This is a genomic window from Kaistia algarum, assembly GCF_026343945.1.
In the GTDB taxonomy this organism is placed as follows: Bacteria; Pseudomonadota; Alphaproteobacteria; order Rhizobiales; family Kaistiaceae; genus Kaistia; species Kaistia algarum.
Genome location: NZ_JAPKNJ010000002.1, coordinates 709,052 through 723,267 on the forward strand (window position 1 = coordinate 709,052; position 14,216 = coordinate 723,267).

Here is a 14,216-nt window from a genome sequence, read left to right on the forward strand (position 1 = left end):
CCCCATTCGGTCGTCCGAAGATTTTTGGCCGTCGCGCCGATGCTCTATTCGACGCAGGCCTTTCTCTCAACAGCCAATCCGCCGCGCCATCCTTCCAACTCTGTCAGCGCTCCCCCGAAGGCCCTATCCATCCTCGCGGACAGACACTAGTCTCCCGGCCATGAAGATCGCTACCTGGAACATCAATGGCGTGAAGGCGCGCATCGAGACGGCACTTGCCTGGCTGCGCGAGGCCTCGCCCGACATTGTCGGCCTGCAGGAGATCAAGACGGTCGACGAGGGCTTCCCGACGTCGGCCTTCGAGGATCTTGGCTACAATGTCGCGGTGCATGGCCAGAAGGGCTTCAACGGCGTCGCGCTGCTATCGAAATTGCCATTCGACGAAGTGAATCGCGGGCTGCCCGGCGATCCCACCGACGAGCAGTCGCGCTTTATCGAGGGCGTGTTCTCCGTCCCGAGCGGAGCGCTGCGCGTCGTCTCGCTCTATCTGCCGAACGGCAATCCGATCGGCACGGAGAAGTTCACCTACAAGCTCGCCTGGATGGAACGCTTCCGGAATTGGGCGGCGCAGCGCCTCCTGCTCGAAGAGCCGATGGTGCTGGCCGGTGACTACAACGTCATTCCCGAGCCGCGCGACGCGAAGGATCCTTCGCTCTGGCTTGACGATGCGCTGTACCAGCCAGAAAGCCGCGCCGCTTTCCGCGCCATCGAGACGCTCGGCCTCACCGACGCGCTCCGCGCCACGACCGACGCTGGTGACCTCTACACCTTCTGGGACTATCAGGCCGGCGCGTTCCAGAAGAACAACGGCATCCGCATCGACCATCTTCTGCTGTCGCCGCAAGCGGCAGACCGGCTCAAGGGCGTCGGCATCGACAAATATGTGCGTGGCTGGGAGAAGCCTTCCGACCATGTTCCCATTCATGTGGAACTCGATCTGTGAGCAACGCGACGGCGATCCTGACGGGCGGCTGCCTCTGCGGCCGCATCCACTACCGGATTGACCGTGCACCGCGCGTCGTCAGCCATTGCCATTGCCGCATGTGCCAGCTCGCCGCCGGCAGCCTGTTCCTGACATGGGCGACCTTCAACGCGAGCGCATTCGAACTCACGGCGGGTGAGCCGGCGATCCACGAATCTTCGACGACCGGCCGCCGCCATTTTTGCGCCGATTGCGGCACGCCGCTGATGATGACGATGGCCAATGACGATCGCTTCATCGACGTGACGCTCGCCTCACTGGACGAGCCTGACGGGTTCAAGGTCGATCAGAACATTTGGGTCGGCAGCCGGCGCGAGGCGTCGAAGGGCTTCGATCCGGCCCTGCCATCCCATGTCGACGAACCCGAGCTGACTTAGCGCATGGACACGCCGATCTCGTCGATGCGCGGCATCGGACCAAGGACGGCGACGTGGCTGAAGGACGTGGGTGTCGAGACAGAGGACGATCTTCGCCGAATGGGCGCCATAGCGGCCTACCGCCGGCTGAAGCACAGTGGCCCCAAGCGTGTCAGCCTGAACGCGCTCTGGGGCCTCCACGCGGCACTTGAGGGCATTCCCTGGACGGCGGTCGACCGGGAGACCAAGCAGCGCTTGCTGGCAACGCTCGCCGCCGGTGGGTGATCGATCCACACAGTGAAGCGAAGTCGCGCAACCCCAGGTCGCGCGGCGCATCGAGCGTACGGAAAATGCCGAGGCTGGATGATTGCGCGGCCGTTTTATTCTATGTATCCAGCGGCTTCCACCGATTCATCAGCTCTGCCCCTGCCCCCCTGAGTGAGAGGTGTAGCGGCGCGGCGGGAGGGCAAGAAGTGGTGAATTCTGGCCCTATCGGACCAGACGGCGCGGAAGGGTCATTGTTTCAACAGGGTGGCGTATTTGATACACGAACCGACCGATGCGGGGGCGTCGGTGAGGGAATGGGCTGCGCCGGATTGGTCGAGCTTTGAATCGGTCGATGCCGCGGCATTGGCGATCCGGCAACATCCGGATTTCGATGCAGCCATGCTGATCAGCGCCCGCGGCGTCATCGATAATTTCCAGGCGCAGCCGCTGCTCAACCTCGTGATGAACGATCGCGCCCGCTTTCTTTTCCTCATGGCTGTGCTTGCGTTACACACCGACCCGGATTCGAACGGCAACCGCCTCCTGCCGAGCCGGCTCCTGGCTTTCTGTAAGGAGCGGCAGATCTGCAGCGCAGGCCGCGCTAAGGCCATGCTGGCGGCACTCCGCTGGGCTGGCTACATCCAGCCGGGGCCGCTGGTCGGCGACGGCAGGGCCCGTCCGCTGGTCCCGTCCGAGGAACTCGTCGCGATGCTTCGGCGGCGCTGGCGCATGCAGATCGCTACCGTATCGCGGCTGAGGCCGGAGGCTCATGCCGCGGCGACGGCACTCGACGCCGATCCGGACTTCGCCTTCCTATGCGCGCGGGCCTTTTACGAACGGCTGCGTCTCGGCTTCCGGGTGCTGAATCACGCACCCACGCTCATCCCCTTCGGGGAGAGCAATGCCGCCTTCCAGATACTGACCGAATGCTATCTCACCTATCGCGCCACCGCGGCCATACCGTCCATCGCGGGACTGGCGCGCCAGTTCTCAGTCTCACGGGCCCATGTGCGCAGCACGTTTCGCGCCGCCGAGGCCGCGGGGCTCATCTTCCAGGACGAAGCCAAAGGCGCGTTGACCACCACGCCTGCCCTCCACGACAGCATGGCCGCCTTTTTCAGTGCTTCGATGCTGACGTTCGCAGACATAGCAATCAGCTTGACGGCGGGCGTCGCAGGGCCTGGGGTCGTCGATCCGCCTCAGCGCGGAAACTCGATGCCCATCTCGCGGTAACGCTCGGGATCGTCACCCCAGTTTTCGCGGACCTTGACGAACAGGAAGAGGTGCACCGGCTTTTCAGCCATCTGCTGGATGTCGGCGCGCGCGGCCATCGAGATCGCCTTGATGGTCTCGCCCTTGTGGCCAATCACGATCCGCTTCTGGCTCTCGCGCTCGACATAGATCGTCTGCTCGATGCGAGCCGAGCCATCGGGCTGGTCCTTCCACTGCTCGGTCTCGACGGTCGAGGCATAGGGCAGTTCGTCATGGAGGCGCAGAAAGAGCTTTTCGCGGGTGATCTCGGCGGCCAGCGCCCGCAGCGGCAGGTCCGAGACCTGGTCGTCCGGATAAAGCCAAGGCCCCGCCGGGACGGCGCCGGCAAGATAGCTGAGGAAATCACCGCAGCCATCGCCGGAGAGGGCCGAGATCATGAAGGTCTGTTCAAAGCGAACGCGATCATTCGCCTTCATCGCCATCTCAAGCAGCGCTTCGCGCCGAACCTGATCGATCTTGTTCAGGATCAGGATCTTCGGCTGGCGCACATCCGCGAGCTTGCCGAGAATGCCATTGACGTCGTCGCCGAGGCCCCTTTCGGCGTCGACCAGCAGCGCGACCATGTCGGCATCCTTGGCGCCGCCCCAGGCCGTATCGACCATGGCGCGGTCAAGCCGGCGCTTCGGCCGGAAGATGCCGGGCGTGTCGACGAAGATGATCTGCGAGGCGCCTTCCAGCGCAATGCCGCGCATGATCGCGCGCGTCGTTTGCACCTTATGAGTGACGATTGAGATCTTGGTGCCGACGAGGCGGTTCAATAGCGTCGACTTGCCGGCGTTCGGCGCGCCGATCAAAGCCACGAAGCCGCAGCGCGTCGCGACAGCCTCCGGGCCATCGACGGATTCCATTTCAGGCGACATCATATCCTGCTTTCCAGACACCGGCGGCCATCAACATGGCGGTCGCTGCCTTCTGCTCCGCCTCGCGGCGCGAGCGGCCCTTGCCGAGCAAGGGGCTCATTCCTTCGATGGCGACCTCGACCACGAACTTCGGCTCGTGATCAGGACCGCTGCGATCGACAATCGCATATTTCGGCGTCGGCAGGCCCCTGCCCTGCGCCCATTCCTGCAAGGTCGTCTTGGCGTCGCGCAAGGGCGTCGACCAGTTGACCATCAGGGCGCGCCAATTGCCTTCGATGAAGGCGCGGGCAGCCGGCAAGCCACCATCCAGAAACAGCGCGCCGATCACGGCCTCGCAGACATCACCCAGAATGGCCGCCTTCCGGCGACCGCCGGATTGATTCTCACCGCCACCGAGGCGGATCCATTCCCCGAGGCCGATCGCCAGCGCGACCTCGGCGCAGCTCTCATTGCGTACGAGGCCGTTGAGCCGGCGGGCCATCTCACCCTCGTCGGCTTCGGGAAACGCGTCGAGCAGCATATCGGCTATGACGAGCGCCAGCACCCGGTCGCCGAGGAATTCCAGGCGCTGGTAGCTCTCGCCGGGCGCCAAACGATCTTCGGCCACGGCGCTCGCATGAGTCAGCGCCCGCACGAGATGCGTCGGATCGGCAAAGCGATGTCCGAGGCGATCTTCGAGGGGCCGTAGCGTTTCAGTCATGCCGTTCAGTTCATATCGTCTTGAAAATACGGTCGAAGCGGACCGTCCAAGGCCAACGCCAGAATTGCCATGCGGGGTCCCCCTCCTTGACCGAGAAGAAGACCAGTTCAGCGCGGCCGACGAAGTTCTCGAAGGGCACATAGCCGACCGCGGCGAGAACGCGGCTATCGGTAGAATTGTCGCGATTGTCGCCCATCATAAAGTAATGATCCGGCGGCACTTCGTATATAGGCGTGTCGTCCCACATGCTGTGCGGATCAAGATCCAGGACTTCGTAGCTGATGCCCTTGTGGATCGATCCGTTCGGCAGCTTGTCGTCGGGAAGCGTCTCCCGGAAACGCGGGACGCGCACCTCGGTGCCGAACTCGTCGGTCGTCGTATAGTCGTCGACCTTCTCCTTCTTCACCGCCTGGCCGTTGATCTGCAGCACGCCGTCGATCATCTGGATCTTGTCGCCAGGCAAGCCGATCACGCGCTTGATATAGTCGACCGATGGATCGCGCGGCAGGCGGAACACCGCGACATCGCCGCGCTTCGGCGGGCTGGCCCAGATCCGACCCGTGAAAAGATCCGGCGAGAATGGCAACGAATATTTGCTGAAGCCATAGGCGTATTTGGAGACGAACAGATAGTCGCCGACGAGCAGCGTCGCCTTCATCGAACCTGATGGAATGTTGAACGGCTGGAACAGAAAGGTCCGCACCACGACAGCGATAAGCAGCGCCTGGATGACGATCTTGACGGTTTCGCCGAGGCCGCCGCGCTCCGCCTTGTATTTCTCGCCCGCCACGCTCATGGGTCCTTCCGATGAATACGGCCAAACCCGGCCAGACTGCGGAGGATTGGTTCATACCGGGTCGCTGGCGATGGTGCAACGCGGCGGGATCGCGATTGTGACGGCGGTCGCACCAGCAGGCGAAGCGGAGGTTACTGCGGCAGCGCCTCGATGATCACGAAGGCCTGGGCGAGCGGGAAGTCGTCGGTGATCGTCAAATGGATCATGGCGCGGTGGCCGGCCGGCAGGATCTTCTCGAGGCGCTCCGCGGCCCCGCCCGTCAGCATCATCGTCGGCTGGCCGCTTGGCAGGTTGACCACGCCCATGTCGCGCCAGAACACGCCGTTGTAAAGCCCCGTCCCGAGCGCCTTGGCGCAGGCCTCCTTGGCCGCGAAACGCTTGGCGTAGGACGCGGCACGCTGCTGGCGCCGCTCCGATTTCGCCCGCTCGATATCGGTGAAGATGCGCTCGGTGAAGCGGGTGCCATGCCGCTCCAGCACGTCCGCGATGCGGCGTATATCGATGAGGTCACTGCCAAAGCCGATGATCATGAAGGGTTTCCTTGGCTGGCACATCGACCGGAAGCATGAAATCGACTTCCGGATCGATCCGGGTGGAGAACAGAAAAATGGAGTGCCTTCCCGCATCCGGCAATGCGCAATGAACTACCCCGCCGCCGGGCAGGTCTGCGCGACGAGATGCTCGTAGGCGCGCTGTTCGGCATCGACGCTGCGCCAGAGTTCAGCCTTGGCCAAAAGCCCGCTCCCGCAAAGTCGATCGAGCGACGCGGCGTGCCCGAGCAGGTCGGCCCGGCGGCTGTAGATCGCACATTGCTCGGGCACGGACGCGCCGGACGCGCGCGAAAGCTCTCCGTTCGAGGCGGCGAGCGCAGCCTGAACCTCGCCAAGGCGCGAGCGGCAGCCGGGCTCCAAGCCGACCGAACGCCAGATGAGGCCGGCCGAAAGCACGACCGTCGCAGCGGCGGCCGCCAATGCCCCGCGGGGAATGCGCCACGATACGAGCCGCGGCATCACTCCGGCTGCACGGACACCGGAGCGCGGGCCTCGTCCATGAGTTGCCGTATCTGGCGGATCGAGGTCTCCAGCCCGACGAAGATGGCTTCGCCGATCAGAAAATGGCCGATATTGAGCTCGACGATCTCCGGGATCATGGCGATCGGCTTGACCGTGTCGTAGGTAAGGCCGTGGCCGGCATGGATTTCGAGGCCGAGTGAGGCGCCGTAGGCAGCCGCTTCGGCGATGCGCATGCGCTCGAATTCGAAGGCGCCCGGCCCTGAATCGAATGCCTCGCAATAGGTACCGGTATGGATCTCGACGACAGGCGCGCCGAGGGCCTTGGCCGCGTCGAACTGCTCCTTGTCAGCACCAATGAACAGCGACACGCGGATTCCTGCATCGCCGAGTTCCCGCACGATCGGGGCGATCTGGTCGAACTGGCTGGCGGCATCGAGACCGCCTTCCGTCGTCCGCTCCTCGCGCCGCTCCGGCACGACGCAGACGGCGTGCGGGCGATGGCGGAGCGCGATCGACAGCATCTCGCGCGTCGCCGCCATCTCGAAATTGAGCGGCAGCGAAATGTGCTCGCGCAACCGCGCTATGTCGGCGTCACCGATATGGCGGCGATCCTCGCGGAGGTGCGCCGTGATTCCGTCGGCACCGGCAGCAGCGGCGAGGCGGGCGGCGCGGAGCGGATCGGGATGGCCGCCGCCACGCGCGTTTCGGATGGTGGCGACGTGGTCGATGTTGACGCCGAGGCGAAGAGGACGATGGGGGCTCACGATCGGGGTCTCCTCAGGAACGGCTGCCATGAAGTTCGTGGCGGCGAACCGCTACGCGGTGCCGCCGGGCGGACTGAAATGCCGCCGCGGCATAGTAGACGGCGCCATAGGAAATCGCCGCGGCGATCATGGCAACTGGAATCGACCCGATCAACATCGGCTCGAAGATAGGCCAGATATTGTGCAGCGAATCGTTCAGCAGCCCGTGCGAGATCTCCTTGAAGCTCATCGCCGTATGCTCACGCCCGAACCAGCCGAGAATGAGGCTCCCCGTTTCATAGGTCGCGATCCAGATCACCGGGAAGGTCAGGGGATTGCCGATCGTGGTGCCCAGGACTGCAGCCAGCACGTTGCCGCGAACCAGGAAGGCGGCAGCAAAGCAGAGCAGGTAGTGGAAGCCGACAAACGGCGTCATAGCGAGCGCCACGCCCACGGCGAAGCCGGCCGCGATCGAATGCGGACTGCCGGAGAGACGCATCAAGCGCTTGCCGTGATAGCTCACCGCCCGCCGCCAGCCGCGCCGGGGCCACATGAAGTGATGCAGCTTCTGGTGGAAGCGGAGTGGCTTGCGGCGGCGAAAAAGCATCGGATCCGTGGTGACGGGGCGGCTCAGGCGAGGTTGCGGCTGCCCGGCTTGACGGGGGGTATGGCGGCTAATTCCGGCGGAAGCTGGTCGTCCGGGTAGGCAGGAACCTTGTAGTCGGCCAGCGCGATCAGCGGCGCGCCGCAATCGGCCTCGCCCGCGGAGCGGTCGATCAAGCAGGCAACGGCCACAACCTCCGCACCCAGCGCCCTCAGCGTCTCGATCGTTTCGCGGCTCGAAAGCCCGGTCGACACGATGTCCTCGACGACGAGAACGCGTGTTCCCGGCTCGAGATCGAAGCGACGCAGGCGAAAGGCACCGCCCTCTCGCTCAACCCAGAGCGCCGGGACGCCGAGATGGCGCGCCGTCTCATAGCCCGGTATCAGCCCACCCAGCGCCGGCGACACGACGATGTCGAATTCGATGCCCGTTTCGCGGATCTTAGCCGCGAGAGCCTTGCAGAGCTTTTCCGTCCGGTCGGGATGCATGAAGACACGAGCCTTCTGCAGAAAGACCGGGCTGCGCAGCCCGGAGGACAGGATGAAATGGCCCTCCAGCAGGGCGCCGGACTGGCGGAAGACGTCGAGAACTTCGGACTGGTTCATGGTTCCTTCCAGATCAGGCGTTGACGCGGCTTGCGGAACTCACGACGTGACGCTCGCGCAGGTCGCTCAAAAGGCGGTTCAGATGCTTCAGGTCCCACACTTCGAGGTCGATCGACAACTCCGAAAAGTCGGGCGCGCTCTTCACGATCTTCAAATTCGAGATGTTGCCATCATTGTCGGCAATGATCTGGGCGATCTGCGCCAGCGTTCCCGGTTCGTTGATGGCGATGACTTCGATCTGTGCGGGAAAGCGCTCGCGATTGGCCGCGTCAATGTCCCAGCGCACATCCAGCCAGCGCTCCGGCTCATCGTCGAACTCCTTCAGACCCGGCGACTGGATCGGATAGATCGTGATCCCCTCGCCCGGCGAAAGGATACCGACGATCCGGTCGCCCGGCACCGCGCCGCCCTCCGGCGCGAAGCGGACGGGCATGTCGCCGGCAAGGCCGCGAATCGGGATCGCATGGGCGTCGGCCGGATCGCCATTCGGCACGCGGAAGATCATGCCGCTGCCCTTCTTCAGCCCGAACCAGCCCGTCTCGCCGGCGCCGTTGCCGCCCTTCGGCATGGCGGCGCGCTCTTCCTTGTGGTCTGGATAGACGGCCTTCAGCACATTGGCCGACGGAATCTCGCCGCGGCCGACAGAGGCCAACATGTCCTCGACATTCTGCTGGGCGAGGCGCGAGAGCGCTGCCTTCAGCTTCTCCTCGGAGAATTCGCGCCCGGCCCGCTCAAAGGCGCGCTCGACGATCTTGCGGCCAAGGCCGGCATATTGCTTGCGGATCGCGGTGCGGGCGGCGCGGCGGATCGAGGCGCGCGCCTTGCCAGTGACGGCGATCGATTCCCAGGCCGGCGGCGGCACCTGCCCCTTCGCGGTGATGATCTCGACCTCGTCGCCGTTCTTGAGTTCCGTATTGAGCGGCGTCATCCGGCCGTTCAGCTTGCAGCCGACGCAAGTATCGCCAACATCGGTGTGGACGGCATAGGCGAAATCGATCGGCGTCGCGCCGCGCGGCAGCGCGATGAGCCGCCCTTTCGGAGTGAAGCAGAAAACCTGATCGTGGAAGAGTTCAAGCTTGGTGTTTTCCAGAAACTCTTCCGGCGTATCGCCCTCTGCCAGCATTTCCACGGTGCGGCGCAGCCAGGTATAGGCGCGGCTCTCGTCCGAGATCCGGCCGCCAACCTTATCCTTGTACAGCGCATGGGCGGCGATGCCGTATTCGGCGACGTCATGCATCTCGCGGGTGCGGATCTGCAATTCGACGCGCTGGCGCCCCGGCCCCACGACCGTCGTGTGAATCGATCGATAGTCGTTCTGCTTCGGCGTCGAGATATAATCCTTGAAGCGGCCCGGAACGGTCGGCCAGGTCATGTGGACGATCCCAAGGGCAGCGTAGCAGTCGGCCTGCTTCTCGACGAGGACGCGAAAGCCGATGATATCGGAAAGCTGCTCAAACGAGATCGCCTTCCGCTCCATCTTGCGGAAGATCGAATAGGGGCGCTTCTCGCGGCCATAGACTTTGGCCTTGATGCCGTTCTTTTCCAGCTTGTCGCGCAGGTCCTTCTCGATCTCCTCGATCAAAGCGTGGTTGCGGATGCGGATCTCGGCGAGTCGGTCTGATACGGCTCGGTGCGCTTCCGGATTGACGACGGCGAAGGCGAGTTCTTCAAGCTCCTCGCGCATGTCATGCATGCCCATGCGACCGGCCAGCGGCGCATAGATTTCCAGCGTTTCCTCGGCGATGCGGCCGCGCTTCTCCACTGGCATGAAATGGAGCGTGCGCATGTTGTGGAGCCGGTCGGCGAGCTTGACCAGGAGGACGCGCACGTCCTCGGAGATCGCCAGCAGAAGCTTGCGAAAATTCTCGGCCTGCGCCGCCTTCTTGGTGACGAGGTCCAACCGCTTGATTTTGGTGAGGCCCTCGACCAGCCGGCCGATGTCCTCGCCGAACATGCCGTCGATCTCGGCGCGCGTCGCGTCGGTGTCCTCGATCGTGTCATGCAGCAGCGCGACGGCGATGGTCGAATCGTCGAGCTTCAGATCGGTGAGGATGCCTGCAACTTCGAGCGGATGGGAGAAGTAGGGATCGCCATTGGCGCGCTTCTGCGTGCCATGCTTCTGCATGGCATACACATAAGCCTTGTTCAGAAGCCCCTCGTCTGCCTGCGGGTTATATCGCTGGACCCGCTCGAGGAGTTCATATTGGCGCATCATGGCGCGGCATCCGGCCGAAAGACGAAGCCGGGAAGCATTCCCGGCTACCCATCATCTATATAGGCGGACCGCAGCTCTCAAACGATATGCGAACCGTGCCGGGCCTTGCGCCGCGACGATGCCGTTCTCAGAAATCGTCCTGCTTATCGGGCGGAACCATGTTCTCGAGGCCGCGAAGCAGTTCCTCTTCCGACATGCGATCAAAGGCGATCGCATTGTCTTCGGCGACGTCGTCCTCGCCGGCGCCCAGAAGCTGGAGATCCTGCTCCGGCTCGTCGACTTCGACATATTTCTGGAGCGAATGAATCAGATCTTCCTTGAGATCGTCGGGCGCGACCATCTCATCGGCAATCTCTCGCAGGGCGACAACGGGGTTCTTGTCGTTGTCGCGGGCGACGGTCAGCGACGAGCCGCTGGCGATCATGCGGGCGCGATGGGCGGCCAGCAGCACGAGCTCGAAGCGGTTCTCGACCTTGTCGACGCAATCTTCCACGGTCACGCGTGCCATGGGGTCTCCTCAACGGATCCGGACGGGGTTCAAGCGCGGACACATAAGCGGCGAAGCGGGCGAATGCAAGGCAGATGCACCGCCCTCTGGTTTTCCAGGCCGGTTTTCCCGGCGATTTACCATTTCGCCACAAGTCTTACCGAATTGTTTGCGAGGCGCCGCTTCACACGATATTGATTCAAAGTTGCAAAACCACCTTCCCATCTCGCTCTGCACCGGAGAAGTGCAGGTTCGTCAGCTAAATTGGATATTCAAATTATGCTCGACTCCCGAGAAAAAATTGCCCTTTTCATCGACGGCGCCAATCTGTACGCGACCGCCAAGTCGCTCGCCTTCGATATCGACTACAAGAAACTTCTCGGTGAATTTCAGTCGCGCGGCTATCTTTTGCGCGCCTATTATTACACCGCCCTGTCGGAGGATCAGGAATACTCGTCCATCCGGCCATTGATCGACTGGCTCGACTATAATGGCTATTCGGTGGTGACGAAGCCGACCAAGGAATTCTTCGATTCGGCAGGCCGGCGGAAGATCAAGGGCAACATGGATATCGAGCTTGCCATTGATGTGATGGAGCTTTCGGACCATGTCGACCATGTCGTGCTGTTCTCCGGTGACGGCGATTTTCGCTCCCTCGTCGAGGCGGTGCAGCGCAAGGGCCGTAAGGTCTCCGTCGTATCGACGCTCGCCACCCAACCTCCGATGATCGCCGACGAACTGCGCCGCCAGGCAGATCATTTCATCGATATCGTCAGCCTGCAGTCCAAGATCGGCCGCGATCCGAGCGAACGGGCGCATCGCGCCGCCGAGCGCCAGCAGGTCCCGGCCAGCTTCGACGACGAATTCGACGAAGAAGTCTGACGCGGCTGAGTGCCGCCATGAGCCTCTGCGAGGTGGGTCCGGACCGGGACTGTCCGCTGTGCCCTCGTCTTGTGGCCTTTCGCGAGACGTGGCGGGCGCGCGAGCCCGGCTGGCACAATGCTCCAGTCCAATCCTTCGGCTCTGCCGATTCGAGGCTTCTGATCGTCGGGCTTGCGCCCGGCCTTCGCGGCGCCAATCGCACCGGCCGCCCCTTCACGGGCGACTATGCCGGAGACCTTCTTTATAGCACGCTCATCGCATTCGGCTTTGCCCAGGGCGAATTCAAAGCGCGCCCCGATGACGGCTTGACGCTCGTCGACGCGGCGATCGCCAACGCCGTTCGCTGCGTACCGCCCGAGAACAAGCCGACGACGGAAGAAATCCGCACCTGCCGGCCGTTCCTCCGCGCTTCGATCGACGCGATGCCGCGCCTTCGCGTCGTCGTCGCGCTCGGCAAGATCGCGCACGATTCGCTTGTGGTCGCGCTCGGTCGCCGGATGTCGGCGCATCGCTTCGGGCATGGCGCCGTGCACGAGATCGGCGGTCTGGCGGTTTTCGACAGCTATCACTGCTCCCGATACAACACGAACACGGGCGTTCTGACGCCGGCGATGTTCCGCGACGTGTTCGCGGCAGTGCGAGAGCGGCTGGACGGCTGAAGGGCCTCGCCGCACAGCCTTCCAGGCGCACGAAATGCCGTCGATCTCAACCGACATATGTGACTTTTTCGTAGCACGCTTCGATTGCCACGCTTCACAAAATCCTCATTATCCACTTGATATTACTATGTTTATTTCTTCATCAGTTCAGGTCATGTAGCAAACTAGTTACATTGCCTTATAAACAGATTACCGCTGGGTATCTCCGCTTCACCCCATAAGCGAACACGGCTATCCATTGATGTGCCGGGGGGCTTGATGCCGACCCGCAGAGGACGGTGGCCACAACGACGGCTGCTCCGGAGCGCAAGCTGCGGAGGAGCGACTGCACCGCCCGGCCACATCTGAACCGGAGAACCAATATGAACTTCAGGACAATGCTTCTCGGGTCCGCCGCTGCGATGATCGTGGCTGGCGGAGCTCAGGCAGCGGATCTCACGGTCGCCGAGCCGGTCGACTATGTGAAGGTCTGCGACGCGTTCGGCGCGGGCTTCTACTATTCGCCCGGCACCGACACCTGCATCAAGGTCGGCGGCTATGTAAAGGTCGGTACATCGGTCGGCGACACGGATTTCGGCGACTACAACTCGACCTACCCGAACTCGCAGTGGTCGAACTTCTACACGGAAGTGTCGATCCAGCTGACGGCTTCGTCGGTCACCGAATTCGGTAACCTGACCGGCTTCATCGACATGCGGGCTCAGACCGGCAATACGGGCGGCTTCAACACCTCCCTGACGCAGGCCGTGAACTCGACGACCAAGTCGGCCTATATCGACAGCGCTTATCTTCAGCTCGGGCCGATCAAGGCAGGTTACTTCACCTCGCTGTTCGACTTCGGCCGCGGCTATAACGACACCGGCTTCTTCGGCTCGGATACGACCGCCGACCAGGTCCAGCTGAACTACCAGGTCAACGGCTTCGGTCTTGCCATCTCGGTCGAAGACCAGCGCGATCGTGGCGCCTCGGGCAATCTCGGCGGCCTGACGTCGAGCACCGACGTGAGCTACGCCTATGACAGCAGCACCGGTCAGTATTACCCGGTTCTGTCGACGACCTATGCCAATGGTGGTTCGGACAACATCCCGACCGTGGTCGGCGCTGTCAGCTACGCCTCGGGAATCATTTCGGCCAAGATTGCGGCTGCCTATACCGACATAGCCCTGGATCGCACGGGTACCGGCACGGCCGCCAACCCCTTCGACTACACCTCGCAGACCGGCTGGGCCGTCGGCGGCAACGTCGAGTTCGCCCTCGACAGCTTCTCGGCCGGCGACAAGTTCGTCATCGCCGGTGCCTATGGCGACAATGCCAACACGTTCACGGGCATTGCCGGCGGCACCTCGGTAGCTGGCCTCAGCGGCTATGCGTCCCAGTCCGTGGCCGCTCTGTCGGCAGGCACCAGTTGGAGCGTCGGCGCTTCGTACAAGCATGTCTGGACCCCGTCGATCTGGACGGCGGCTTCGGGCGGCTACGCTTCGTATGAAGGCGACGGTACCTGGCATGGCGCCGATAGCCTGACGGCTTGGCGCGCGGTTCTCGGCACGGGCTGGACCCCGGTCAAGGGTCTCGATGTCCTGCTCGAGGGCTCGTACAACAAGGTAGACGGCGAAGGCACCATCTCAGACGGCGACGCCTGGGCCGGCGTGCTCTGGCTGAAGCGTTCCTGGTAAGACAGACCGCTCAAAAACAAGAAAAGTCCTGATCTCATAAGTCCCCCACCCCGGGTCAAACTGCGAAAGGCTCGCCTCACGGCGGGCCTTTTTTCATCGGCA

The 14,216-nt window shown here is 63.2% G+C and carries 17 protein-coding genes; 7 read left to right on the plus strand and 10 right to left on the minus strand.

Annotated elements, in window-relative coordinates:
- The first annotated feature begins 160 nt into the window (after nucleotides 1-160).
- The 4 genes from xth to OSH05_RS16575 all read left to right on the plus strand — a co-directional run bounded on the left by xth (nucleotide 161) and on the right by OSH05_RS16575 (nucleotide 2,838).
- Entirely contained in the window at nucleotides 161-943 is a 783-nt protein-coding gene (gene xth / locus OSH05_RS16560; protein WP_104219166.1) for an exodeoxyribonuclease III, read from the plus strand.
- Nucleotides 940-1,359, plus strand: a complete 420-nt coding sequence (locus OSH05_RS16565) for a GFA family protein (protein WP_104219167.1) — start codon at nucleotides 940-942, stop codon at nucleotides 1,357-1,359. Before xth ends, OSH05_RS16565 begins: the two co-directional genes overlap by 4 nt.
- Before the next feature lie 3 nt (nucleotides 1,360-1,362).
- Entirely contained in the window at nucleotides 1,363-1,623 is a 261-nt protein-coding gene (locus tag OSH05_RS16570; RefSeq protein ID WP_104219168.1) for a TfoX/Sxy family protein, read from the plus strand.
- Nucleotides 1,624-2,004: 381 nt separating this feature from the next.
- Nucleotides 2,005-2,838: a helix-turn-helix domain-containing protein gene (locus OSH05_RS16575; RefSeq protein WP_266352619.1), complete on the plus strand. Its 834-nt coding sequence runs from the start codon at nucleotides 2,005-2,007 to the stop codon at nucleotides 2,836-2,838.
- Here OSH05_RS16575 and era read toward each other — a convergent pair.
- The 10 genes from era to rpoZ form a co-directional block, all read right to left on the minus strand.
- Complete coding sequence (era, locus tag OSH05_RS16580) at nucleotides 2,805-3,737, minus strand: GTPase Era (RefSeq protein WP_104219309.1); 933 nt, start codon at nucleotides 3,735-3,737, stop codon at nucleotides 2,805-2,807. The genes OSH05_RS16575 and era overlap by 34 nt on opposite strands.
- The gene (gene rnc, locus OSH05_RS16585) at nucleotides 3,727-4,437 is read right to left on the minus strand and encodes a ribonuclease III (RefSeq protein ID WP_104219170.1); all 711 of its coding nucleotides are present in this window, start codon (nucleotides 4,435-4,437) and stop codon (nucleotides 3,727-3,729) included. Before rnc ends, era begins: the two co-directional genes overlap by 11 nt.
- A 10-nt stretch (nucleotides 4,438-4,447) precedes the next feature.
- The gene (gene lepB / locus OSH05_RS16590) at nucleotides 4,448-5,233 is read right to left on the minus strand and encodes a signal peptidase I (protein ID WP_104219171.1); all 786 of its coding nucleotides are present in this window, start codon (nucleotides 5,231-5,233) and stop codon (nucleotides 4,448-4,450) included.
- A 131-nt stretch (nucleotides 5,234-5,364) separates the two neighbouring features.
- Nucleotides 5,365-5,763 (minus strand): holo-ACP synthase, encoded by a 399-nt coding sequence (gene acpS, locus OSH05_RS16595; RefSeq protein ID WP_104219172.1) that lies wholly within the window; start codon nucleotides 5,761-5,763, stop codon nucleotides 5,365-5,367.
- Nucleotides 5,764-5,877: 114 nt separating this feature from the next.
- The gene (locus OSH05_RS16600; RefSeq protein WP_104219173.1) at nucleotides 5,878-6,243 is read right to left on the minus strand and encodes a hypothetical protein; all 366 of its coding nucleotides are present in this window, start codon (nucleotides 6,241-6,243) and stop codon (nucleotides 5,878-5,880) included.
- The gene (locus tag OSH05_RS16605; RefSeq protein ID WP_104219174.1) at nucleotides 6,243-7,040 is read right to left on the minus strand and encodes a pyridoxine 5'-phosphate synthase; all 798 of its coding nucleotides are present in this window, start codon (nucleotides 7,038-7,040) and stop codon (nucleotides 6,243-6,245) included. Before OSH05_RS16605 ends, OSH05_RS16600 begins: the two co-directional genes overlap by 1 nt.
- Entirely contained in the window at nucleotides 7,024-7,596 is a 573-nt protein-coding gene (locus OSH05_RS16610) for a DUF2062 domain-containing protein (protein ID WP_104219175.1), read from the minus strand. Before OSH05_RS16610 ends, OSH05_RS16605 begins: the two co-directional genes overlap by 17 nt.
- 23 nt (nucleotides 7,597-7,619) lie before the next feature.
- Nucleotides 7,620-8,198: an orotate phosphoribosyltransferase gene (pyrE, locus tag OSH05_RS16615; RefSeq protein ID WP_104219176.1), complete on the minus strand. Its 579-nt coding sequence runs from the start codon at nucleotides 8,196-8,198 to the stop codon at nucleotides 7,620-7,622.
- A gap of 13 nt (nucleotides 8,199-8,211) precedes the next feature.
- The gene (locus OSH05_RS16620) at nucleotides 8,212-10,413 is read right to left on the minus strand and encodes a RelA/SpoT family protein (protein ID WP_104219177.1); all 2,202 of its coding nucleotides are present in this window, start codon (nucleotides 10,411-10,413) and stop codon (nucleotides 8,212-8,214) included.
- Nucleotides 10,414-10,540: 127 nt separating this feature from the next.
- Nucleotides 10,541-10,921 (minus strand): DNA-directed RNA polymerase subunit omega, encoded by a 381-nt coding sequence (gene rpoZ / locus OSH05_RS16625; RefSeq protein WP_104219178.1) that lies wholly within the window; start codon nucleotides 10,919-10,921, stop codon nucleotides 10,541-10,543.
- A 258-nt stretch (nucleotides 10,922-11,179) separates the two neighbouring features.
- Between rpoZ and OSH05_RS16630 the strand changes: the two genes are divergently transcribed.
- From OSH05_RS16630 to OSH05_RS16640, 3 genes are all read left to right on the plus strand, one after another.
- Nucleotides 11,180-11,782: a LabA-like NYN domain-containing protein gene (locus OSH05_RS16630; RefSeq protein WP_104219179.1), complete on the plus strand. Its 603-nt coding sequence runs from the start codon at nucleotides 11,180-11,182 to the stop codon at nucleotides 11,780-11,782.
- A 17-nt stretch (nucleotides 11,783-11,799) separates the two neighbouring features.
- Nucleotides 11,800-12,441, plus strand: a complete 642-nt coding sequence (locus OSH05_RS16635) for a uracil-DNA glycosylase (RefSeq protein WP_104219180.1) — start codon at nucleotides 11,800-11,802, stop codon at nucleotides 12,439-12,441.
- A 362-nt stretch (nucleotides 12,442-12,803) separates the two neighbouring features.
- Nucleotides 12,804-14,114, plus strand: coding sequence for a porin (locus tag OSH05_RS16640; RefSeq protein ID WP_104219181.1), 1,311 nt, complete (start codon nucleotides 12,804-12,806; stop codon nucleotides 14,112-14,114).
- Nucleotides 14,115-14,216 lie beyond the last annotated feature (102 nt).

Bases quoted from the DNA above. Each gene is read 5' to 3' on its own strand.
- xth (WP_104219166.1), top strand. From the start codon at position 161: ATGAAGATCGCTACCTGGAACATCAATGGCGTGAAGGCGCGCATCGAG.
- OSH05_RS16570 (WP_104219168.1), top strand. From the start codon at position 1,363: ATGGACACGCCGATCTCGTCGATGCGCGGCATCGGACCAAGGACGGCG.
- OSH05_RS16575 (WP_266352619.1), top strand. From the start codon at position 2,005: ATGCTGATCAGCGCCCGCGGCGTCATCGATAATTTCCAGGCGCAGCCG.
- era (WP_104219309.1), bottom strand. From the start codon at position 3,737: ATGTCGCCTGAAATGGAATCCGTCGATGGCCCGGAGGCTGTCGCGACG.
- rnc (WP_104219170.1), bottom strand. From the start codon at position 4,437: ATGACTGAAACGCTACGGCCCCTCGAAGATCGCCTCGGACATCGCTTT.
- lepB (WP_104219171.1), bottom strand. From the start codon at position 5,233: ATGAGCGTGGCGGGCGAGAAATACAAGGCGGAGCGCGGCGGCCTCGGC.
- acpS (WP_104219172.1), bottom strand. From the start codon at position 5,763: ATGATCATCGGCTTTGGCAGTGACCTCATCGATATACGCCGCATCGCG.
- OSH05_RS16600 (WP_104219173.1), bottom strand. From the start codon at position 6,243: ATGCCGCGGCTCGTATCGTGGCGCATTCCCCGCGGGGCATTGGCGGCC.
- OSH05_RS16605 (WP_104219174.1), bottom strand. From the start codon at position 7,040: ATGGCAGCCGTTCCTGAGGAGACCCCGATCGTGAGCCCCCATCGTCCT.
- OSH05_RS16610 (WP_104219175.1), bottom strand. From the start codon at position 7,596: ATGCTTTTTCGCCGCCGCAAGCCACTCCGCTTCCACCAGAAGCTGCAT.
- pyrE (WP_104219176.1), bottom strand. From the start codon at position 8,198: ATGAACCAGTCCGAAGTTCTCGACGTCTTCCGCCAGTCCGGCGCCCTG.
- OSH05_RS16620 (WP_104219177.1), bottom strand. From the start codon at position 10,413: ATGATGCGCCAATATGAACTCCTCGAGCGGGTCCAGCGATATAACCCG.
- rpoZ (WP_104219178.1), bottom strand. From the start codon at position 10,921: ATGGCACGCGTGACCGTGGAAGATTGCGTCGACAAGGTCGAGAACCGC.
- OSH05_RS16630 (WP_104219179.1), top strand. From the start codon at position 11,180: ATGCTCGACTCCCGAGAAAAAATTGCCCTTTTCATCGACGGCGCCAAT.
- OSH05_RS16635 (WP_104219180.1), top strand. From the start codon at position 11,800: ATGAGCCTCTGCGAGGTGGGTCCGGACCGGGACTGTCCGCTGTGCCCT.
- OSH05_RS16640 (WP_104219181.1), top strand. From the start codon at position 12,804: ATGAACTTCAGGACAATGCTTCTCGGGTCCGCCGCTGCGATGATCGTG.